The 22,478-nt window shown below is 37.4% G+C and carries 18 protein-coding genes, 1 pseudogene and 1 other annotated feature; of the genes and pseudogenes, 1 reads left to right on the top strand and 18 read right to left on the bottom strand.

The annotated features are described in order from the left end of the window. Position 1: 1 nt before the first annotated feature. From C9J31_RS10710 to C9J31_RS23620, 8 genes and pseudogenes are all read right to left on the bottom strand, one after another. Complete coding sequence (locus C9J31_RS10710; protein WP_107925901.1) at positions 2 to 1,087, bottom strand: pyridoxal phosphate-dependent aminotransferase; 1,086 nt, start codon at positions 1,085 to 1,087, stop codon at positions 2 to 4. Then, the gene (gene cbiB, locus C9J31_RS10705) at positions 1,074 to 2,030 is read right to left on the bottom strand and encodes an adenosylcobinamide-phosphate synthase CbiB (RefSeq protein WP_107950429.1); all 957 of its coding nucleotides are present in this window, start codon (positions 2,028 to 2,030) and stop codon (positions 1,074 to 1,076) included. The genes C9J31_RS10710 and cbiB overlap by 14 nt, the downstream gene beginning before the upstream one ends. Further along, entirely contained in the window at positions 2,027 to 2,713 is a 687-nt protein-coding gene (locus tag C9J31_RS10700) for an adenosylcobinamide amidohydrolase (protein WP_235616367.1), read from the bottom strand. The genes cbiB and C9J31_RS10700 overlap by 4 nt, the downstream gene beginning before the upstream one ends. Positions 2,714 to 2,992: 279 nt before the next feature. Then, positions 2,993 to 3,175 carry a hypothetical protein gene (locus tag C9J31_RS10695; protein ID WP_107950430.1) on the bottom strand — a complete coding sequence of 61 codons (183 nt, stop codon included), beginning with the start codon at positions 3,173 to 3,175 and terminating at the stop codon, positions 2,993 to 2,995. 101 nt (positions 3,176 to 3,276) lie between these two features. Then, a complete protein-coding gene (locus C9J31_RS10690; protein ID WP_107950447.1) occupies positions 3,277 to 4,635 on the bottom strand; it encodes an aspartate kinase in 1,359 nt (452 codons plus the stop codon). A 741-nt stretch (positions 4,636 to 5,376) separates the two neighbouring features. Continuing rightward, entirely contained in the window at positions 5,377 to 6,126 is a 750-nt protein-coding gene (locus C9J31_RS10685; protein ID WP_193767101.1) for a nuclease-related domain-containing protein, read from the bottom strand. 481 nt (positions 6,127 to 6,607) lie between these two features. Then, on the bottom strand, positions 6,608 to 6,769 hold the full coding sequence (locus C9J31_RS23625) for a topoisomerase C-terminal repeat-containing protein (protein ID WP_238602144.1): 162 nt from the start codon (positions 6,767 to 6,769) through the stop codon (positions 6,608 to 6,610). A gap of 267 nt (positions 6,770 to 7,036) precedes the next feature. Continuing rightward, a pseudogene (locus C9J31_RS23620) lies at positions 7,037 to 7,713 on the bottom strand (DNA topoisomerase); the annotation flags it as partial. Between the two features lie 242 nt (positions 7,714 to 7,955). On the opposite strand from C9J31_RS23620, the gene C9J31_RS10675 reads away from it, so the two are divergent. Continuing rightward, positions 7,956 to 10,130 (top strand): DNA topoisomerase III, encoded by a 2,175-nt coding sequence (locus tag C9J31_RS10675; protein WP_107950432.1) that lies wholly within the window; start codon positions 7,956 to 7,958, stop codon positions 10,128 to 10,130. Positions 10,131 to 10,474: 344 nt separating this feature from the next. Here C9J31_RS10675 and C9J31_RS10670 read toward each other — a convergent pair whose 3' ends face one another. The 10 genes from C9J31_RS10670 to C9J31_RS10625 all read right to left on the bottom strand — a co-directional run bounded on the left by C9J31_RS10670 (position 10,475) and on the right by C9J31_RS10625 (position 22,239). After that, positions 10,475 to 10,597 (bottom strand): ATP-binding protein, encoded by a 123-nt coding sequence (locus C9J31_RS10670; RefSeq protein ID WP_425312816.1) that lies wholly within the window; start codon positions 10,595 to 10,597, stop codon positions 10,475 to 10,477. Positions 10,598 to 10,805: 208 nt separating this feature from the next. After that, complete coding sequence (locus tag C9J31_RS10665) at positions 10,806 to 12,167, bottom strand: amino acid permease (protein WP_107950434.1); 1,362 nt, start codon at positions 12,165 to 12,167, stop codon at positions 10,806 to 10,808. 81 nt (positions 12,168 to 12,248) lie between these two features. Further along, positions 12,249 to 12,500: a binding site (T-box leader), on the bottom strand. An 861-nt stretch (positions 12,501 to 13,361) separates the two neighbouring features. Further along, positions 13,362 to 14,267 carry a hypothetical protein gene (locus C9J31_RS10660; RefSeq protein ID WP_193767102.1) on the bottom strand — a complete coding sequence of 302 codons (906 nt, stop codon included), beginning with the start codon at positions 14,265 to 14,267 and terminating at the stop codon, positions 13,362 to 13,364. Between the two features lie 794 nt (positions 14,268 to 15,061). Next, a complete protein-coding gene (locus C9J31_RS10655) occupies positions 15,062 to 15,313 on the bottom strand; it encodes a hypothetical protein (RefSeq protein WP_107950435.1) in 252 nt (83 codons plus the stop codon). Between the two features lie 78 nt (positions 15,314 to 15,391). After that, positions 15,392 to 16,216, bottom strand: coding sequence for a sugar phosphate isomerase/epimerase family protein (locus tag C9J31_RS10650; protein ID WP_107950436.1), 825 nt, complete (start codon positions 16,214 to 16,216; stop codon positions 15,392 to 15,394). Further along, a complete protein-coding gene (locus tag C9J31_RS10645) occupies positions 16,213 to 17,187 on the bottom strand; it encodes a DUF6005 family protein (RefSeq protein WP_107950437.1) in 975 nt (324 codons plus the stop codon). Before C9J31_RS10645 ends, C9J31_RS10650 begins: the two co-directional genes overlap by 4 nt. 13 nt (positions 17,188 to 17,200) lie before the next feature. Then, positions 17,201 to 17,458 carry a petrobactin biosynthesis protein AsbD gene (asbD, locus tag C9J31_RS10640; RefSeq protein ID WP_054768441.1) on the bottom strand — a complete coding sequence of 86 codons (258 nt, stop codon included), beginning with the start codon at positions 17,456 to 17,458 and terminating at the stop codon, positions 17,201 to 17,203. Then, the gene (locus C9J31_RS10635) at positions 17,455 to 18,693 is read right to left on the bottom strand and encodes an AMP-binding protein (RefSeq protein WP_244854911.1); all 1,239 of its coding nucleotides are present in this window, start codon (positions 18,691 to 18,693) and stop codon (positions 17,455 to 17,457) included. Before C9J31_RS10635 ends, asbD begins: the two co-directional genes overlap by 4 nt. After that, positions 18,690 to 20,444 carry an IucA/IucC family protein gene (locus C9J31_RS10630; RefSeq protein WP_107950439.1) on the bottom strand — a complete coding sequence of 585 codons (1,755 nt, stop codon included), beginning with the start codon at positions 20,442 to 20,444 and terminating at the stop codon, positions 18,690 to 18,692. The genes C9J31_RS10635 and C9J31_RS10630 overlap by 4 nt, the downstream gene beginning before the upstream one ends. Next, a complete protein-coding gene (locus C9J31_RS10625; RefSeq protein ID WP_107950440.1) occupies positions 20,416 to 22,239 on the bottom strand; it encodes an IucA/IucC family protein in 1,824 nt (607 codons plus the stop codon). The genes C9J31_RS10630 and C9J31_RS10625 overlap by 29 nt, the downstream gene beginning before the upstream one ends. Positions 22,240 to 22,478: the final 239 nt, after the last annotated feature.

Raw genomic sequence — 22,478 nt, 5'->3', positions numbered from 1 at the left:
CTCACCCCTTATACATTTTAAACCACGCTTGCAAACAGTTTTGTAAATAGCTCATGGCCGTGATATCCTTGATGCCAATTCGGAACCATTCGCCATTTAAACCCATGAAATTTTTCGTATGGCGTAGTACGACACCTTGTGCTAAACAATAGGTAAAAAATGTATCTGCCTGTTGACCGTGGGGTAATGCAAAACATACATAATTGGTCACGCTATTTGTCACCTGACAACCATTTTTTCGTAAGAAGCGATGGAGCCACTCCCGCTGTGTTTGTGCATAAGCTATTGCCTGTTGACAGTACTGCTGTTCATCTAAACAACCTGCACCTATGACAAGCGCAAAAGCATTGAGATTCCAATGGGCAAGCATAGCCTTTAACTCTGTGACGATGGTATTACTAGCAACTAAATACCCTAGTCGCAGTCCTGGGATGGCGTACATTTTCGTCATCGAGCGAACGACAATGACATGTGAATGACTCGAGACATAGTCAATCAATGAGTAGTCTTCGCTTACCCAGTCAATAAACGCTTCGTCTAATACCAGTTCACAGTTCACTTGCGCCCCATATGTCATTAATTGCACAAGCTCCTCTTTCTTTGGTAACACGCCCGTTGGATTGTTGGGTGTACAAATATATAAGGCATCTGCATCAATCATTTCTCGTTGCAAACGTTCCATTGGCAATATGTACTGTATAATATCTTCCACCATAACTGGCACAATAATTGCACCTGCTGCTTGCAATGTTCGTTCGTATTCAGAAAATGTTGGATGAACGATAATTACACGTTTATTTGCATAGCGTCGTGCGAGGACACTAAATAACTCAGATGCTCCATTTCCTAGAAGCAATGAATGCTTGTCAACATGGTGGAACTTCGCCACCTTTGATAAAAAAGGCTCTCCGTCCGGATCAGGATAGCGTTGAATTAACGGATAAAATGTCCGCCAGCGTGCCTCCACAAACATAGGAGGTCCAGCAGCATTGACATTTTCACTAAAATCATATACCTCAGTAGGCATAGTAAGGCCCAATTGTTGATAGACAGTGTGCGGATTTGCTCCGTGACTAGGCAATTGCAAAAATCAACACCTCCATTGCTAACATGACAAGTGTAAAGAGCAACGTGGCAATACGCATATGCATAACCGATGTTGCGATATGTTCCTTCGTTAATGGTACTAACTTCTCACCCATTGTCGCTCGATACGAAGGTACACCTTGATAGGTATTTTTTCCACCAAGCTGAACACCAAGTTGAACGGCCGTTGCCGCTTCCAAATAGCCACTATTAGGACTTGGATGCTTTTTAGCATCCTGTGCCCAAAGTTTTAAACGCTTCCCAAGGGACATAGTCGTTTCATTTTTCGTGCCAAGTACCATCAGTAATCCTGTTAAACGACTTGGCACAAAATTTGCCACATCATCAAGTTTAGCCGCAAACATGCCAAAGTCTTGATACTTTTCGTTTTTATAGCCTATCATCGAGTCAAGCGTATTAATCGCCTTATAACCCCATAAACCGACAGCTCCAAATAAAAAGGCATAAAATAACGGCGCTGTTACCCCATCGCTCGTATTTTCAGACACCGTTTCTACGACTCCACGAACAATGCCATCTTCGTCTAGTTTTTCTGTATCACGTCCAACTATCCATGATAGCTTTACACGCGCCTCCGCAAAATCGCCTTTTACCAGTGGGTCATAGACGGCCATCGCGGCTTCTTTCAAGCTGCGTTGGGCAAGCCCAATGCCAATCAATATACCTTCTACAAGTATGCCGAAAACTAAACTAACGTGATAGCTAACTACTAGAATTGCTGAAACCACAAACATAGTAGTGCCCACAACCGCAAGTGCCATCACCATGCCACGAGTTTTGCGCATTGTCCCTTTATTCCATAATTGGGTTTGCGATTGTATAAGCTTCCCTATCCAGCGAACAGGATGTGGCATTTTCGGAGGATCGCCGATAGCTAAATCAAATACAAGCCCGATGATACAGGCAATTACCAGTACAATCATAGCTGATTCTCCTCTTTATCTTTTTTATATTTTTGAATGGCCTCTCGCATCGTTTCGTAGACACCATGTCCAATCACTTTACCAAGCATTGTAATTGGCCCTGCATATTGATGGTAGTCGCCTTCTTCTGTTGAAGCAATCAACAAACTATCCGTAGAAGTACCTGTTGCTTGCGTGCCTGTAGTAGGATCTGTAATATTTTCATCTATGAGTGCTTTAACCTTTGCTTCTGTAGTAGAAATCATTGCCTGAAACAATGCCTCGTCCGACAACTTACCGTTTATCAGCACCCAGGTATTAATCGTTCCAGCGTGATATTGCTCCTGACGATGAAAAGCACGCGTAATATCGACGGCATTGCCAAGCCCTGCAGTTATCATAATAACAAGGTGTATACCTTCATATGTAAACTCACGAATAGTCGCATAACGTGCATAGACAGCGGTCATCATAGCAACTGTATCTTCAGCAGGAAAACCTGCAGACTGTAAAAAGTGCTGTAACTCCTGATGTGGTTGTCGTTCATCGTAGGTATAGGGTACCGAGCGATTCACTACATGTTTATAATAGCCAAAACCAGGATTATGCATAGCTGAAGAAACAACCTTCATAGGTGATGCTGTCTGAATGGCAACATAATGATCGAATATTTGAATATCTTCTTTGTGTAACACTACCATCATCACGCCTCCATTAAATAGACCCTGACTTTTGTAGTGAACTTGCTTTTTTGTTGAGTTAGAAGCATTGTCACCCATTAGATCAAGGTAAATAAAAAAACAAATTCTTACAAAGAAGAATTTGTACTGTTCATGTTAAATTATGAGCACACTGCAAATTTGAGCCTTCTGAATTTTTTTATAGAACAGAGCAACACTTCGCAATACTCTAATAATTTATTTTCTTTGAAATTGTATCATAATTTCGTGTTTTACAACACTTCAATTTCAGAGATATTTTCTTTATTGTTTCTGTTTAAGATTTTTAAAGCGAACGATAGAACCTGCGATAATAAATACCCAACCGATGCCAATATAGACAAACTTTGAAGTTTTTGTTGATGACGGTAAAATATCCATAATCGTTAAGCATACAAATAATATCCCAATAACTGAAAGTAACATGCCTATTGATAGATTTTTCAAGATTAAGCCCTCCTAACTATGTACGCCCTCGATTTTACCTTATTCTAACTAAAAAGAAAACACTAATTCAAGCAGCAATCGCTTGAATTAGTGTACATCACTTACGCTTGCACATGGGCAAAGAATTCTCCATAGAGGGCTTGTAAAATTTGGTTTTCAAATTCTTGTAACACGCCGAATACTAGACTTACCTCAGAGGAACCTTGGTTAATCATTTCAATGTTAGCACCTGTTTTAGAAATCGCAGTTGCTGCACGAGCCGCAAGACCCGTGTTATTACGCATTCCTTCCCCTACAATCACAATCATAGAGAAACCATGACGCATTTGCACATCGTCTGCAGATAATTCGTTTTTCACACGAGCTAAAATACGCGCTTCATTTTCTACTGTTAGTTGATTTGAACGCATGATAACCGAAATATCATCTAATCCAGATGGTGTGTGTTCATATGAAATATTTTCATCTTCTAAAATCTGTAGAAGTTTACGACCAAAGCCTACTTCACGATTCATTAAATATTTAGAGACATATAAAGTTGAAAAGCCACTGTCTGCCGAGATACCTGTTACCGGACGACCAGTTGCAGGTCGATTCGGTACAATACGAGTACCTGGGGCTGATGGATTATTTGTATTTTTTATGTTAACGGGCACCCCAATCTTATAAACAGGCATTAACGCTTCATCGTGGAACACTGAAAAGCCTGCATAGGATAATTCGCGCATTTCGCGATACGTAATTTCTTTAATTTCGACAGGATCATTCACGACTTTCGGATTCGCGGAGAACACACAATCCACATCCGTAAAGTTTTCATAAAGCTCGGCTTCAACAGCAGCTGCTAAAATAGAGCCTGTAATATCAGAGCCACCGCGGTCAAAGGTACGCAGTATGCCCGCTTTAGTGTAACCGAAGAAACCTGGGAACACAATAATTTCTTTAGTGTCTTTTAGTGGTGCTAAATTTGAATATGCTTCGGGTAAAGCAAATGTACGTTCCGGTAAATCATTGACCACCAAGCCTTCTTTTGGACTAACATAACGTGCTGGCATATCGATTGAATTGAAATAAGCTGCAATTAGTTTTGCGTTATTGTCCTCTCCCGATGCTTTTAAGTTATCGATAAATAATTCTTCATTGGATTTATCGCCTTGTAGACGTTCACGCAAGTCTTCAGAAATTACATCACAAATCGCATAATCTAGCGCTAAACCATCTGCAATTGCCTGATAACGAGTCACGACTTTTTGTAATTTTTGTTCTATGTCATCATTATTTAATGCTGCATTCGATAAATCAATTAGTAAATCAGTTACTTTAATATCATCACTAGAGCGTTTCCCTGGAGCTGATACGGCTACGATTTTACGTGCCGGATTAGATTTAACAATGTTTGCCACTTTTTGAATTTGTTCAGCGCTTGCTACAGATGTTCCACCAAATTTACATACGATCATATCCATCAAATCCTAACTTTTTAAATTAATTGTATTCCTCCACAAAACAATTGAATGTACACAGTGTACAAATTATCATTCCCTACGTCAATACAATTTAAAAAATTCACGCAATTATCGATGGAAAATGGACAATTTTCGCACTGTTTGATTTATTATACGGATTTCGAAGCAAATAGTTAAGGTTTTTGCAAATTTTTTTCATCTAACTCACAAATTCGGGCGAAACTTCGCCTGAACTAGCTTTAATGAATAGGGCTAGCTACGCTAATTTCTATATGACCCCATAAAAAAACGAGCCTGCTGAGCCCGCTTTCTGCGCTAAATGGCTTAGCATCAACCATTTCATTCATTGTTACTGACATGTAGAAACCCCATGTTCTAGATTTCCTTCTATATAATATAGAAAACGCTTACTTTCATTCATTATAATATGCAAAAAAAGTCGGTGTGTTTGTACTATAGGATGAATCACACTTGTCATATCGTGCACAAACACAAACACAAACACAAACACAAACACAAACACAAACACAAACACAAACACAAACACAAACACAATGAATTATACAATAATGATGATTTTACTAAAAGCACAATTTTACGCGCTGATGAAAATGACTTGCGATTATTGCTTGAACCTGAGCGTTCCGACGGTTGACCTGAGCGCTTATTGCTTAAAGACGAGCGTTCCGGCGGTTGACCTGAGCAAAGCAGAGAAGCAACAATTTGAAGCGAGCCTCAATTGCTCGCTTGTTTTTTTACAATGTGTTTTATCAACTTTTCAACTGTTCTTTGTTCACTTTTTGCTAGTGTTCGGCTCTGTCTTTCTTCTATATAATAAAGCAAGCGCTTACTTCCGTTTTCGTTGACCGAAAAAATTGGTGTCGATGAATGGTTAGCAACATCAATCTTTGCTGCTCCATTGGCAAAATAAACAGTTCCTTGTATCCAAAAATCTACGCCATGTTGGTACAAATAACGATGCAAGCGATATGTATGTGTGGCCACTTGCTTCACAGGATTATAAATAGTTTTCTTGTATCCGTCATGCTTAATTTGCAGTAGTTGTTGCTCATTCGTGTGACCCGTAATTACACCAGCATGATTCTTCACCTCTACCACAAAAATACCAGTCGGGCCAACTACAATTGTGTCTAACTGACTTGTCCGTCCATCAACTACAATCTGTATATCAGGAAAAATCGAATACGTTGCGGGGAGATTTCTTAGCACTTCAAGCGCCCTATCTTCTCCTTCGAGGCCAGCTGTCACCTTCCCAAGCTGCTTGCTTAAAGAGCATTGACTTATGATATATAGCCCTACAATTGCCACCGCAACAAGTATCAGTACTAACAGTTGATACTGCCAAACTATAAGAATAGTAACACATAGACCAACTGTACTTAACAGTCGGTATAAAACTTTTCTTTGCTTTAAATGTTGTAAATCTCTTTCTAGTTGTCGTTCATGATGATAAATTTTAGCCATTTTAGCCCTTTCCATTCGGCACTGTCTTAGCAAAGACAAATGTTAACTTGCCATTTTCTAATTTTAGTTTGGCCTTGCCCTTCTTCCCACTTTCCATGTAAAGCGAATATTGCGTTTATCCTTATCTATCTTGCAGCCATTTTTTCGTATCTGTCGACGGGATGTTGCCTATCATTTTAGACTTTGCAAAAAAAATTCCAATGCCTTATGTAGGCAACTAAAGCCTTTAAAACCTTCTACAACATCCTGACCACATTCCACACTACGACCAACCTTGATAATTTCCTTATCTCTACTACTATCATCTCTTCAAGCTGGTGGTCGTGTCATTAATGACACGACCATGTCTTGATAAAACGAAGCACAAGATATTGTGTCATCACAATATCCTTTAGTTTCTTACTCCACATAGCCGTTAACAGACGACACCACAAAGGGCTTTTTCTCTCGAACCAGCATGTGCATTTTTTCTTTTCTGCTTTTATTTATTATTGAAATCAAATTCAATGTTGCCATCAACTAAACGCAAGGCTGCACTGAATTGTTTCCCACTCTTAGCTTTAAATCCTTTAATGTCTGTCGTTTTACCGCTACTACATAGGTCTTTAATATTCTTTTCCGTTAGTTTCTTCCCTAATAACATTTCAGGGAATGTTTGTTTACAACCATTTTTATAATTTGAACAACCGTAAAACCTTTTACGCAAAGCTATTTTTCCTACTTTACATGTCGGACATGTCACAATATCTTTCACAACGGCAGGTTTAAACTGCTCAGCTTCAATTGTGAGAGACTCTAACTGTTTAGGTACCTCCGCTATTAATTGATTTACAAACTTGCCTATGCTTTCAATAAAATATTTTGCAGAGCCTTCTCCACGACCAATTTTATTTAAGTATATTTCCCATTTTGCAGTCATAGATGGACTTGAAAGTAATGTCCCTTCAATCGCTCGACATAAAAGCTCTCCTTTAGGCATAATGCTCACTATGTTTTTGCGTACTTCAATAAATCCATGCTTTTTAATTGTCTCTATAATGCCGCTTCGAGTTGCTTCTGTACCAATACCTTCAATCGATTTTAATACCTCGATTTCTTCTTCATCCTCAACTGATTTACCACATGTTTTCATCATCGTAATGAGTTGCCCTTCTGTATAAGGCTTAGGAGGCGTTGTCGTACCTTCTAGAATAGAAACCTTACTTTTACCATCTCATCTTGGAAAACGACAGGTAACGATTCCTCACGCTCCTGCAACTCTTTTGCACTTGAAAACAATTCTCTCCAACCTTTTACTAGTTCTGTTTTCCTTACCGTTTTAAACTCTAAATTTTTGACAGTCGTTATGATCGTTTTTTCATCGTATTCATAATCTTGGTGAAACATGGCGAGTGTCGTATTGATTATTTCGAAATAAATATTTCGTTCATCAGCATTCATTGCTTGTAACGCTTTTTCTGTCGGCATTTTTTTCGTTGGAATTATAGCATAGTGCTCCCCAACGTTGGCACTGTCGACGTAGCGTTTGTTATTCCGTCGATTTATCGCATTAAATGACTTTCCCACGAGCTGCTGATATTTTGCCAATGATTCATTTAAATAGGCAAACTCATTATGTGTAATGAGCTGTGAATCGGTACGTTATCTATATAAAAATGGACTTAATTATTTTGGACTTAATTACAATGTATAGTAGCCTAGATTATTAGTTATCAAAATTAGATTCCTAATAATAGATGGACTTAATTATTTGTATAACCATTATACAGAAATTTAATTTATAATTATTATACAAGAAGTCGTAATTATTATTAATAGGAGAAGGATATATGAAAATAGTAATTGCAGAAAAACCAGACCAAGCTGCAAAATTAGCTGCCCCCTTTTCTTTTACAAAAAAATCTGGCTATTATGAAGTTAAGCCAAACACATACTTTCCAGGTGGAGCATTTATCACATGGGCGGTAGGACATCTATGCGAATTGAAAGCACCTGAGGAATATAATCCAACATGGAAGAAATGGACTTTAGAAACATTACCAATTATACCGGAACGATTCGAATATAAAGTGACAAAATCAAAATATAAACAATTCAATGTAATCAAAGGTTTAGTAAAAAGACCTGATATTCGAGAAATCATTATTGGTGGGGATGCGGGGCGTGAAGGCGAATTAATTATACGTACCATTTTAAAAGTATGCGGAGTTAATAAACCGATGAAACGTTTATGGATATCTTCTTTAACTGAAAACGCTGTAAAAAACGGGTTTTCAAATTTATTACCAGAAGAGAAAACAAGAGATATTTATTTTGAAGCATTAAGCCGTTCATGTGCCGATTGGTTAATTGGAATAAATACATCAAGATTATATACTGTACTACTCAAAAAAAATGGTGTTAAGGATGTTTTTTCAATAGGAAGAGTACAAACACCCACACTCGCACTAATCGTTAAAAGAGAATATGAGATAGCTAATTTTAAGCCTGAGCTTTTTTGGGAAGTTGAAGCAGAGTTTAATTTTGAAGGGAAAATGTTAAAAGCAAAATGGCATAAGGATAACAATTCAAGGCTTCAAGAAGAACGACAAGCTATTGCTATTGCAAATTTCTGTATCAATAAAAATGTAGAAATTACTAGTATTAAAAGAGAAACAAAAGAATACGCTCCTCCATTGTTATTCAACTTATCTACATTACAAGCAACAGCAAACAAGGCTTATAAATTATCTCCACAAAATACGCTGGATATTTTGCAAAAACTTTATTTAAAGGGTGTAGTTTCCTATCCAAGATCTGATTCTCAATTTTTAACGAATGAAGAAGCAAAAACACTGCCTATTATATTAGAAGGTTTGAGTAAAATTAATAAATATAAAAGCCTTCTTCCAGCGCCAACAAAATCAATTTCAAATAATAAAAGATTCGTTAATGAAAAAAAAGTGACAGATCACCATGCAATAATTATTACAGAACAGTTACCTGATTTTTCAAAGCTTCGTCCAGAAGAAGAAAAAATTTATGATTTAGTCGTCCGACAAGTTATTGCAGCTCATTACAATAATGCAATTTTTTCTTACACCACAATCCATTCACTGGTAGATAAACGGGCAGAGTTCATTTCAAAGGGCAAAGTGCAAATTGAAGAAGGTTGGCGTAAAGTAATTTATCAGTCTAAAGACAACTCAACTACAGACGAAGATGAATTGCTTCCCCTACTTTCAGAAAATGAACTTGGTATAGTTGCTAAAACTAAAGTAAAAAAAGGCGAAACTCAACCACCAAATAGGTACTCTGAAGGAAATTTAATTACAGTAATGAAAACAGCTGGTAAACATTTAGAAGATGTTGAATTAGAAAAGGTTTTATCTAAAACTGAAGGTTTAGGTACTGAAGCCACTCGCGCAGGAATTATTGGTACACTTAAAGATCGTAACTATATCGAAGTTAAGAAAAACCAAGTCTTTGCAACGACTAAAGGCTTACTATTAATTGAAGCACTAGGTGAAAGCATCTTAACATCTCCTTCAATGACTGCAAAATGGGAGCAACGACTATCTGAAATCGGTGAAGGCAATGCTTCACCTAAAGTATTTATAGAACAAGTAAAAAAGCTTGCATACAAATTGATAACAGATGCTAATGAGCGTGAAAAAGAATGGGCATTTAATCAGAGCCAGGTTGACAAAATTACCGCAAATAATCCTTATAATAAAAAATACAAAAAAGAAAAAACCGTTATTGGAAAATGCATACTTTGCGATGGATCTATTATAGATCATGGTACTTTTTACGGTTGCTCCAATTATAAAACTGCTAACTGTAAGTTCTCAGTTTCAAAGAAAATTCTAAGTAAAACCATTATACAAGCAAATATGAAAAAACTCTTGATTGCTGGTGAAACAGACTTGATAAAAGGTTTTAAAAAAGGCGAGAAAACTTTTAATGCTCACCTTATATGGGATGAAAAAGAGCGTAAAATTAATTTTAAATTCCCGCAATAATCATTAACATTCAAAGTAATGTTTCCATTTAAGTTCACTTCTTATAATATTAAATTTTCCCTACATTGGATGGTTATCCAACTAAAGCATTTGCATAAAGAAAAACGGATTTGGAAGATAAACAGTTCCAAATCCGTTTCATTGTTTATAAAAGGTTCTTTTGATGGCGATCGGTATACCGAAAGCTCTTTATTACATACGTAAGTACTAATAATATCTGTGCATGTATTGGACGCAATGAATAATCCATATTTCCACTCATTTTCGACCCTAAAAATATACCGGTTATTCCAAAAATAGCTGCAAAACGAATTAATCGGATTGATCATTTCTTTTCCATAATGTTAGCTCCTTCTAATTGGTAATTTAATTTCAAATGTACTTCCTTTCCCGATTTTACTTGTTACATTTACTTGTCCACCATGTAACTCCACAACTTTCTTGACAATAAAAAGCTGTGTAGACAATATTCAAAGGAAAATCCAAGAAATGTTGGTTTAACAGCATTTCTTGGATTTCGGTTTCATTCCAAACTTTCATTTGGGAACGTTATTAACGTTTACTAGTGTATAAAAATAATTAATCTTGAGATAGGTGTAACCAATTGAGTTAACCAAAGGGTCTTTTTAACATATGTCTTCGTTGAAGAAGTATCAGTTAAATGAAATGATTTAACTACTTTTTAACATTTATCACTTTGTATCCAACAAATAAGATTAAAAACCAAACTGGTGCGACATATAGGGCAACACGCATATCTGGAATAAACGCCATTAACACAATAACCATTAATAAGAATGCAATGGCAATGTACGTAGAAAGTGGATAAAGCGGAATTTTGAATTTCAGTTCGGCTACTTCCTCTTTCGTTTTTGACTTTCTAAATTTCAATTGTGCTAATAAAATAATCATCCAGCTTGTAATGACTGCAACAGTCGCAACAGCAGAAATATAGATGAACACTTTTTCAGGTACTACATAATTTAAGACAACCGCAATTAATAACACCGCTGAAGAAAATAAAATCCCTCTACGCGGACTACCGTTTTTACTTACTGTTTTAAAATATTTTGGAGCATTTTTTTGTACCGATAAGTTGTGTAGCATACGTCCTGAACCGTATAAACCACTATTAAACGCAGACATAGCTGCTGTAATTACAACAAAGTTAATAATGTGAGCCGCAGCAGGGATGCCGACGTAATCGAAAATTTGAACGAACGGGCTACCTTCTGAACCAACTTCGTTCCAAGGATAAATAACCATCATAACGCCTAATGCACCAATGTAGAAAATTAAAATACGCCAAACGATGTTGTTAATAGCTGAAGGAATTGACTTGCTAGGATTTTTTGCTTCTCCTGCAGAAATACCAACTAATTCAACCCCACCGAATGAGAACATAACTAATACTAGTGACATTAAAATACCATGGAAACCGTTTGGCATGAAGCCACCGTGTGCCCATAAATTATCTAAGCCAATTGCTTCACCGTGGTTGCCAACACCGAAGAAAATAATGGCTAATCCTAGAACGATCATACCGATAATCGCAACAACTTTAATCATCGCAAACCAGAATTCGAATTCTCCGTAAGCTTTTACATTTGCTAAGTTTACAAGCATCATAATAACAAGTACTACAAGAGCAGTTACCCATTGTGGAATATCAGGGAACCAGTAGTTAATATATACACCGACTACTGTTAATTCTGCCATGCCAACGACAATCCACATGAACCAATACGTCCAACCAGATAAGAACCCAGCAAAGCGTCCTAAATATTTATTCGCGTACGTACTGAACGAGCCTGATACAGGTTCCTCTACTGCCATTTCGCCTAATGCACGCATAATTGTGAAAATAACTAATCCGCCAATTAAATAAGCTAGTAAAATAGATGGCCCAGCCATTTGAATTGTTGAACTAGAGCCATAAAATAAACCGACTCCAATGGATCCGCCAAGTGCAATTAGCTGCATGTGACGAGTACTTAATCCGCGCTTTAGCTGTGAATCTTGATGATTGTCTTTCATAATGTCTTACTCCTAATACGTTTAGATTTTCAAATACTTTGCTCAAAAAAGGAATAAAAAAAAACGCCCTTTTGGATTAACCAAAAGGACGATTCAACTCGTGTTACCACCTTTAATTTATAAGCAATTCACATTACTTACCTTAAGAAGTACGGTCATTTGACGATACTCTCGCACATGATTACGGGTGCTTACCGGCGTAGCCTACTTAGAATGATCTTTTCGGTACACGGCTCCAAGATGAATTCTCAATCGTTTTACATGCACCTCTCATCAACCGGTAACTTTCTGTTCGTAAAAATAATTGATACTATTTCTTTTCATAGCCTTTGTTCTATACAAATATTTTTGAATTATTTTTCATTTTACAGAAAAAAATTATTTTGTCAATATAATTTTCAAAATTTCTTCATAACCCACTTAATTTATATATGACAATTTACTATATAGATACAACTCACCACTTAAATATAAAAGCCAAAGGAAATATTTCAACAAATGTTAGTAAAGTTCTTGTTAAGAATGTTATACAACAATCTGGCCCGTTTGTTGTATAACTCAATACAGGTCCTTTAATTCAATAAGAAAAAAAGAGCTGCATATGCAACTCAATGATCTTCAAGTTTGGTCTTGCACAATTTCATCTGTCTGACCCCCTCCAATCACTCCTTTTACTGCCCTCCTAATTTTCTATAAGCAACTACACCACCGACTGTATCTACAACTGCTGCCTTTATAGGATTAATTGAAAAAATTAATGAATTACTGTAAGTCGTTTTTCGTTCGAAAGTTCTACTTTTTTATTCAATTACTAGGAATATAGATTTAATCTATATTTCATAAATTGATACTAATTATCAATATTTCAGAATATTTAAATATTACGATTCTCGAATTAGTTTCATTGTGATAAATTGGAAATATCACACTAGACTGAAAAAGTGTGACAATTAAAGAAAGAGGAGGAAATGAGATTTGAAAAATTTTAAGTTTATGAAGTTCTTAAGTAGTATTTTAGTTTTCGTTATGGTGCTTTCTCTATTGGTTCCATTGTCGAGTGCTAGTGCTGAAGAATCGAAACCATTCAAGCAGGATAGTCAGAGCAAAAGTATAATTCAACTAAAGGCGGATATTGCTGAACAGCTAAGTTTGTCTAAAGATGGTCCAACTCTCCACGAAAGCTTACAAAATGTATCAGGCAATCAAGAGAATGGCAACGGCAACGGTAATGGCAACGGTAATGGCAACGGTAATGGCAATGGTAACGGCAATGGTAACGATAATGGCAACGGTAACGGTAACGGTAACGGTAACGGTAACGGTAACGGTAACGGTAACGGTAATGGTAATGGTAATGGCAATGGTAATGGTAACGGCAACGGCAACGGCAACGGTAATGGTAACGGCAATGGCAATGGCAATGGCAATGGCAATGGCAACGGCAATGGCAACGGCAATGGCAACGGCAATGGCAATGGTAATGGCAACGGTAATGGCAACGGTAATGGCAACGGTAATGGCAACGGCAACGATAATGGCAACGATAATGGCAATGGCAACGGTAATGGCAACGGTAACGGCAATGGCAATGGCAATGGCAATGGCAATGGCAATGGCAATGGCAATGGTAATGGTAATGGTAACGGCAACGGCAACGGCAACGGCAACGGCAACGGTAATGGTAATGGTAATGGTAATGGCAATGGCAATGGTAACGGTAACGGTAACGGTAACGGTAATGGCAATGGTAATGGCAATGGCAACGATAATGGTAACGGTAACGGTAATGGCAACGGCAACGATAATGGCAACGGTAATGGCAATGGCAATGGCAACGGTAATGGCAACGGTAACGGTAATGGCAATGGCAATGGCAATGGTAATGGTAATGGTAATGGCAATGGTAACGGTAATGGTAACGGCAATGGTAATGGCAATGGCAATGGCAATGGCAATGGCAATGGTAACGGTAATGGTAATGGTAATGGCAATGGTAATGGCAATGGTAATGGTAATGGTAATGGTAACGGTAATGGTAATGGTAATGGCAACGGTAACGGTAACGGTAATGGCAACGGGCAATGGCAATGGCAATGGCAATGAAATAATAATGAAGTTACCGAGGATGATTTATAATTAATTTCAGTTCAAGCAAAAAGAGAAATTGCGCTGTGCAATTTCTCTTTTTGCTATTTATTATAAAGCAATCCCTTTAAAAAGATTATCTCCTACTTAACTAACTGTGAAATATACTTACTGATTTTCTAGCCATATTTGATACAAATCAGTTCCTCTCTATCTCTCCCAAATCGACGTCATTTGGTGTAATGTCACATGAATTATAAAATCCTAGAATACCTTCTGTTATTAATAATTCAAATTCTTTATTCAAGATTTTTCAAACTCCTCTCAGGTTCCTAATAATTATACAATTAATTATATCAACTATCTTCTATCATTCCAGTAATAACAAATTTATACATATTTTAAACTCCGTAGTTTCAATAATACCCCTACCGTTTATAACTTAATTCTTCAAAATAAAAACACGCAGTATCTCTAGATACCACGTGCTTCTAATAACCAAATTTAACTACGGTTAATCATACTAAACAAATTTCTATCACCTCTAGGTTATACACAATCTTTTGACTTTTATCATAATAAAAGTCAAACAAACCTATACCTCTTAAACCTTTGTATATCATATATTATTAAAGATTCCAGAACTACATTTATTATTGTTTGTCCATCCCTATCCATATAACAATATAGCAATTTTCCCCATTAATCATCACATCTTCTTTAAAATATTTTAGTAGCTTTTTATATAAAAACATAAAACTCAACTAATCAAATTAGTTGAGTTTATCGTGAAATACCTTACTACTATTTTACTTTAAACATTTTAAAATATCACTTACTAAAATCTCTGTACCAGAAATACCCTTCAAATATGGTAAATCTTCAGTCGCAAGTCCATCGATTTCATCTAGCTTCATTAAAATTAGAGCGATATTGACGGAATCAGGTTGTTGAGATTTAACTAAGTAATTATTTTTTATTATCTTGTTAGCAGTAATCGCTAATGCCTGTAAACATATAAATTGAGTGCTGTTGGTTAAGCCAAAAGCCCTTTCTACCATTCATTGAGCCTTCTACTAGTTAAGTTTTAATTTAGATTGAATCAAACGATTCTCATAGATGTTTTAAACAACCGTTCATTATATTTGCACCCACTGCAGAGCCTGTTTAACATCCTGAACATCTTTTGTTAATACGCTCTTCACATTCGATCCAAACCATTCCAATGACGCATCTACCTCCATGATTGAACATACTTCTGCAAGGAATTCATTATAATCAATTGCACCTTCAAACAATGGAACCATCCCCTCTCTAGACCCTGATGCAGCATAAACATTGTTTGGAGAAAAAACACCAAGTTGTGCACGTGAGGCAATATTTTTAAAGTGAAAATGTGAGATATAAGGACGAAGTTGCTTCATGGCCACAAGAGGATTTATCCCTGATTCCCATATATGCAAAACGTCAAAGTTCACTCGTAGGCTTGCGTGATTCGTTTCTTCGAGTAACTGCATCGTTGAAGGTAGATTATCTGTCAATGTGTTCGGATGAGTTTCAACAAGCAAATATTGTCCTTTTGACGCAAGATAATCACAGAGCATTCTAAGCCTAGAAATAAGTTCTTCCCTTTCTTTCTTACTCGTGTCTGCACTGCCCTGTTTTCCTACAAATGTACGAATCTTATTCGTTCCCCAGCGCTTTGCCAGTGAAGATAACTGCTCTGTTTCAGCCATCATCTCAGAAATTGGTGCTTCTAAAGGCAAATAATCACTAAGCATGCTCGTTTCCAAACCGTAGGTGCTCAGCCAATCTGCTCCATAATGAAGGTCCCCTGCCAAGTTCTTTGCATGAACACCCCAGAGCTCGATTCCTTGAAAACCTTGCGTTTTTGCAAAGTGAACTAATTGATCAATCGAGTGGAGATGGTGGCGGAACGAGATCGTACAGATAGATAATTTCATAATAAAACCTCTTTCGTGTGCTGTAATGTTAACCATGCTTGAAAACACTCTTGTAATCCTTGCTTAATCTTGAACTCAAGGAGATTTTGTTCTTCTAACTTCACATAAATTTCTTCAACTAATAACAAATCTTGTGTCATCGCAAGCTTCATCGCTCGATACTGAATCGTTGTATAACCATTCACTAGACGCTCAATTTCATGACACCATGTGTCAAATCCTTCCTCATCGCGGCCAAGAGCTTCCCAAAAAAATGCAAAGGCATGTTCATAGGCATACTTTCGAATCGCTATAACCGGCAATTGTTTTAAGGCTGTCGGAAGTTTTGACATACGTTCTTGTTCTTGTCCTTCCATATACTCTTTCATAATTTCGATAATGGCATCTGTCAACGGATTACAATGAAGCTTTATACATGTATTAAAATAGGCTTCAACCGTCTCTGTAGTTGGCGCAATAATCGTCTCAGCATCAAAGTAATAGCCACCTCCGACAGTTGGCTCTTGGATGGCAACTAAAATCCTCTCCTTCGGCAAAAGCCCTTCCCAGCGAAAATCAGGGTCATACATAAACCACTCTGCTTCATTTTCTGTCGATTCAAGCATCACATAATGAGGGAATGGACGTTGATGAAATTTATTCTCTCGCTCTGGAAGCATCGATAAATCCAGCATCACCATCACATGTTGATGTGGAGATTTATTTGCTAATAACCTTTGCAGCTTGTTTATATTATGTTGTTTTGATTGTTCTGCATCATACCATTTGTAAAGCTTGATTCCATAGAGCATTTCATACCATGTTTGAAAGAAATGGTGATCAATTCGATCTGAATGGTATGATAGCACGCCATTATCGAGCACATCAAAATCTGCGTCCCATACCCCAAAATAGTACGGCCTATGATCGACGCCTTTCGTTTTCTTAATAACTTCACAAACACAGCTTACAAAACAATGAACTTTTATCATTTTTCCCCTCCGATTATCCTACTCTTTGCTGTTTTTCTAAAAAGCTTGCTAGTGTTCCTACTGTTTTGAAATCTTTCGGAACGAGAACCTCATCGGGAATGGCAATGCCAAGATCCAACTCTATATGAAGAATCAGTTGAAGGACCATAATTGAATCCATATACAAATCCTCATTTAATCGGGCATCTTCATTAAAAGAAGACAGTGTCTGCAACTCTAATGAATTTTCCATAATATCATAGATGCTCTTCATCAATTGTTGTCGCGTCATACTGGTATGCCTCCAAGTTTCTTTCTACTTACTTTTCCATTAGGCAGCTTTTCAATTTCATGAACAAACACAAACTCCATCGGAACTTGATATGGCGCGAGAAATTTCCGGCACCATTCTCTAAGTTCCATAAGATCGATCGGTTCACTAGACACATATTGTGCGCATACTCGCTCTCCTGATAAATTGTCTTGTTTCTTATATACAACTGCTTCAACTATTCTTGGGTCATCCATTAAAACGTTTTCAACTTCTTGCGGATACACATTCAAACCTGCTACATTAATCGTGTCATCCATTCTGGCAAGAAAAGAAAGAACATTATCTTCTATATAGCCAAGATCTTTTGTATAAATCGTTTGTGTAGACATTTCAATGATAATTTCGCTCGGTGTTTGTTTATCACCAGCTGTTACCTTGACATGAGGAAGGGGGTAGCCCATTTCTTTTGGATCTTCTACATTAGGATGAATCGCAACACACCCGGATTCAGAGCATCCATACTGCTGTAACACTTGGCGAGATTTCTCTCTTAATGATGTTAACCAGCTATGCGGCATCATAGTTCCTGACGTCATCACACGATCAAATTGTTGATCAATAGGCAATAATTGACTTAGTATATAAAGTAACGCTGGCGCCGCATAAAGTATGTGCTTCGGGTATTCTTTTAGCTTTTTCAAAATATATTTAGGATTACTATTCGTAATAATCACCGGCTTTGCTCCCCTTCTTATGCAGGCCAAGACGCCACAAATGAATCCATAAGAATGAGTAACCGGACAAGCGACAACAGAATTTGTCAAGGAATCGACAGGTAACGTCTTCACATAGCTGTCAAGCTCTTCTTCTACTGAACTCCACGTTCGTTCAATACATTTCGGAGCTCCTGTTGTACCTGAGCTCATTTGAACTAATACGCCTTCTTGGTTATTGGGATGATTTGATAGTTCAATGCAAGAATCGATCGATTGGAACAGCAACAGATGGCTACCTGCTGAAGAAGCAAGCCGCATAGTTCCCTCTTGTGGCGTCGCCGGATGGATGGGGACGACTGATCCACCTTTTTGGCGAATATATAAACAAAGAGCTATATATTGAAAAATATCATCCGTACAAATAGCTAGTCTGCGATTGTTACACTCTCTTAGATGAGATAAGCTTTCATATAGTTCATATTGCTTCTCGATATCTTCTACTGTGTAAAATTGATCATTGACATAAAACATCATCATTTCCCCTTTTTATCCGCTTGCGCCAACGTATTGCTGACGATATGCCGAAAATTACCTTCTTCTTGATTTTGAAGTTTCTTTGTAAGCAAAGATTCAACATAAATATGTGTGCGAGTATGCTGAAGCTGTTCATTTCTTGAGCATAATGATGGAAAACGTTCAAAGTGTTTCTGTATTCCGTCCCTAACTTGACACCAAAAACGTGTTTCTGTATATCCATACTGCTCTTCTAGCAAATAAGACAGTTCACTCAAATGAAACACGAATAATGTATCCATAACTAACTCTCGTAGAGCTTCTATAGAAGACATCCAATAATATTGATCGACAGGCGCATCTTTAAAACGTTCGTGTATCGTTGCAAAGTCTGGAACGAGGCTTCTGTCTGCCAAAAATTCCTCAATATATTCGATACTGTCATGGAAATCCCTCAGCACAACCCGCGTCGGCCACCCATTTTGATGTAATAAAATCATATTTTGCGCATGTGCCTCTACAGCAATGCCGTGAGCGACAAGCAGGTGCCACACAGGAATAACACTCACATCGATCAAGCGCTTTACCCACTCCTCCGTTCCATATCGGACAAGCCAATCATCGATAAACGGACGCCCATCTTTCTCCATCATCATTAGCACCGTAAACGGTACTGCTTCCTCTTCATCTTTCATATACAAGCGCACACTTTCTCGCCATATGGACCCAAGCTGACCTTCTAGTTTTGTGCTATGTTTTTTTGCATTCGGTTCAAAAATAATCCCTGCATATTCTTGCAGTACAATAAGTGACGCTTCCTTTTGTAAATAGGCGTCTAATTGAATCACCTGTTTAAGCCATGCTGAAATATGAGGAGCGGCACAAACAGCATGACCATGTAACTTTCGTAATGAAGAGCTATTCACCATATTCATCGAGCATTTTAATTGCGCCTTTTTAGGATTTGAAAAATTCCATAATGTTCGCACCGATTGGGTTGCCCGATAGTATTCTCCTTCCACATCTAGAGCAATCAAATCTTTTTGCTCCATTAATCCCGCTAGTTCATGTTTCATGTTATGCCACTGCCAAGGATGAACCGGCAAAAACGTATATTCTTCATAGGATCCATCGAATACTGCAAGCTTTGCAAGAAGCTCTCCCCACAGCAAATGCCCTAATTCCCTTTTCCAAAAGTTCTCTTCCTCTTCAAGAACAGTGATTCGTACGTAGCTTCTTCTCACTGCAATCCATTGAAGGGTAAATGATTGTTTTGCCTCAGGGCCATAGTCTTTATGGTCGTCGATGGTAAAACCGGTTCTTGATTTAAAACAAGGGTGATATGGATGTCCTTCAATGATTTCTGATTCTAATTCTTCATAGCTCGAATTTCTTCTTGACATTGGCATTTGGAGATGACGTTCATTCCATTGACAAAGCTTACTCGTTAAATAGAGCTCTTTCAGTAATCGAGCTTTGTCTCCACATGTTGAAAGTAATTCATCTACTAGATCCTCAAGCGTTGCCTCTCGTAACGTTTCATCTTTTCCTACTAGAAAAATGCTCTCTCCATTTATTCGGATGCGATCAAATGCCATTCTTTTTCCTTCACAACGATAGGTGCACTTCTTTCCAGCAAGAGTAAAGATTGAAGTCCCTTTATTCAGACGAGTTTCTTCATATTTAATTAGTCCTTCAAAAATCATTGCTTCTACAAGTTGCCGCCTTACACGTAGCTCTCCTTGTTTAGAAGCTAAAGGATGCAGCTGCTGCATACTCTGCCTCCTCATACTGAAGAGCAAACGGATTGGGAATTTTCGTATACACCGCTTGTTCAAATTCAGCTTCTAGTTCATCTACATCATGAAACCTTGTTAATAAATTTGCTTTGTATGCAAGCTGATCTTGTTTTAGAATATTACAAACAAATGCCTTCCCGAGACCTGTAAATTCTTTTTCTAATACGTGCAGTTGATCAATCGACCACTTCAAAAGAATTTTTTCATCAATTAGCTGATCTGCTCCAAATCGGGCAATAATGGGAAACAATTGATTCAAAAACAAATAATATGTAAATCTATCATGAATCAGACCATCTTCGTAAAATAGCTCTTCTGTTTCGTGTAAAGAAGGCTCTATTGAAAGAAGTTCATCTTTATTTGTTTTTGATAAGTAATAGCCTTGGTTATCACGATAATAATAAGTGGTTGGATAACCTGAAGAAATGTTTAACACACTATTTTGCTGATGTGCTTCGAGAGCTATCCCATACTCATCGTATAACCTTAATAGTGGGTCAATCGCACATTGCCAATAGACTTTAAACCAATCTAAACTTACGCTTTCTAATGAGCGACATTCTGATTGAGAGATTTTCGTGATAAGCTGACACAGTCTCGATTTTTCATTTGGCAGAGGCTCTTGAACAAGAGCGGCGATCATGCAGATTCCTTCATTATGTTCTTTAGGAAAGACGTTTGAGCGAAAAATAACCTCGAAGCCTGATTCCGTCAGATTTGGAAACTCTACGGTGATATAGGCTGGGTCATCAATCATCTGAAAAGATGAATGATTCTGTAAGAAATCAATCTTATTCATTAACCGAGCCATAACAATTCCAGCTTTTAGTTCATGAGTTCGATTTACCCTCAAAGAATTTGTTATTTTGACAGGAATTGAAAACTTATACATCATTTCTTCATTTGAGCTATATACCGTTCTTATCGAAGAGGTTGCTGTATAAAATGCCCCAAGCGCACCTTCGTATTTTATCAATCCTTCAGCAAGCGCTTTTTTAACATACTGTTGCTGTAAAAGCCACTGTGCTTGAAGCGGATGCATCGGAATGAGGCAATCCCTCTCTGACATAACAAAATCACATTGTGATTTTGTTAGAGACTGAGAGATGAGTTCACTCGCACTTTTTTCTAATACAGAAGACTCTTTGACAATTTTACGGTCGACACGAAAATAGTGAAGCTGGAAAGAACCTTGTAGCTCTGGAGCAAAACTCGTTTGTAGCCAATTTGCCATCCCTTGTCTGCTTTTAGGTGTCGGATGAAGCCAATGTCCAAATAACAGAGACTGCTCAGCTTCAATAAATGTAGCGTTAGCTCCATCTTGTTTCTTATTTTTCAAGCTCTTTTCAATATAATTTGCCATCGTTTGATAGCTCTCCATTATGCGAAGTATGAGTTCATCAAAATGGGAAGAAAGCCCAGGACATCCATCCACCTTAGCCATTAAATGTAGTTCTTGAATGAGCGTGATGAGTATCGTTAGTTTATCTTCGGGAAGCCATTGTTTTTGATTTGTACAATACTTCAACGAGACACCAAATAAATGTCTGCCAACAAGAGATTTGTACCCCACACCAAATGCAAAACGAGTGTTTTGTATTGGCAACTCAAGCTCTAACATATGTGCCTCTGTAATCAGGATAGAGAGACGCTGTTCTTTTACCCACTCCTCCTTTTTGACCCAATGTCCGCTACTCACTTCTCGTATATAACAATTCATAAACGCCTGAAACGTTGCATTTTCTGCAATCTGTTTAGCAATCTGTTGCATGTAATTAACCATCCTTTCACAGAGCCTTTTCCCTAGTAAATGATAATGATTATCATTAGATGTTAAAAAAATTAGTCTTCCTCATTAGAAAGACTGATAAAAAAAAATGGAACAAATGTGTTGCTAACAAATGATACACGTAGGTTAATAGCTATGCACCTTTGTTGATAATGATTATCAATATCAACCATAATTACATATTACAGGAAAGACACAAACGGCTCAACTGGTCTAAAGGC

This window comes from Lysinibacillus parviboronicapiens, from assembly GCF_003049605.2.
Lineage (GTDB): Bacteria > Bacillota > Bacilli > Bacillales_A > Planococcaceae > Lysinibacillus > Lysinibacillus parviboronicapiens.
The sequence above is the reverse complement of the archived record's forward strand: the minus strand, read 5'-3'. Positions and strand labels throughout refer to the sequence as shown.

Bases quoted from the DNA above. Each gene is read 5' to 3' on its own strand.
- cbiB (WP_107950429.1), bottom strand. From the start codon at position 2,030: ATGATTGTACTGGTAATTGCCTGTATCATCGGGCTTGTATTTGATTTA.
- C9J31_RS10700 (WP_235616367.1), bottom strand. From the start codon at position 2,713: ATGATGGTAGTGTTACACAAAGAAGATATTCAAATATTCGATCATTAT.
- C9J31_RS10690 (WP_107950447.1), bottom strand. From the start codon at position 4,635: ATGATCGTATGTAAATTTGGTGGAACATCTGTAGCAAGCGCTGAACAA.
- C9J31_RS10685 (WP_193767101.1), bottom strand. From the start codon at position 6,126: ATGGCTAAAATTTATCATCATGAACGACAACTAGAAAGAGATTTACAA.
- C9J31_RS23625 (WP_238602144.1), bottom strand. From the start codon at position 6,769: ATGTTATTAGGGAAGAAACTAACGGAAAAGAATATTAAAGACCTATGT.
- C9J31_RS10675 (WP_107950432.1), top strand. From the start codon at position 7,956: ATGAAAATAGTAATTGCAGAAAAACCAGACCAAGCTGCAAAATTAGCT.
- C9J31_RS10665 (WP_107950434.1), bottom strand. From the start codon at position 12,167: ATGAAAGACAATCATCAAGATTCACAGCTAAAGCGCGGATTAAGTACT.
- C9J31_RS10655 (WP_107950435.1), bottom strand. From the start codon at position 15,313: ATGGTAGAAAGGGCTTTTGGCTTAACCAACAGCACTCAATTTATATGT.
- C9J31_RS10650 (WP_107950436.1), bottom strand. From the start codon at position 16,216: ATGAAATTATCTATCTGTACGATCTCGTTCCGCCACCATCTCCACTCG.
- C9J31_RS10645 (WP_107950437.1), bottom strand. From the start codon at position 17,187: ATGATAAAAGTTCATTGTTTTGTAAGCTGTGTTTGTGAAGTTATTAAG.
- asbD (WP_054768441.1), bottom strand. From the start codon at position 17,458: ATGACGCGACAACAATTGATGAAGAGCATCTATGATATTATGGAAAAT.
- C9J31_RS10635 (WP_244854911.1), bottom strand. From the start codon at position 18,693: ATGATGATGTTTTATGTCAATGATCAATTTTACACAGTAGAAGATATC.
- C9J31_RS10630 (WP_107950439.1), bottom strand. From the start codon at position 20,444: ATGCAGCAGCTGCATCCTTTAGCTTCTAAACAAGGAGAGCTACGTGTA.
- C9J31_RS10625 (WP_107950440.1), bottom strand. From the start codon at position 22,239: ATGCAACAGATTGCTAAACAGATTGCAGAAAATGCAACGTTTCAGGCG.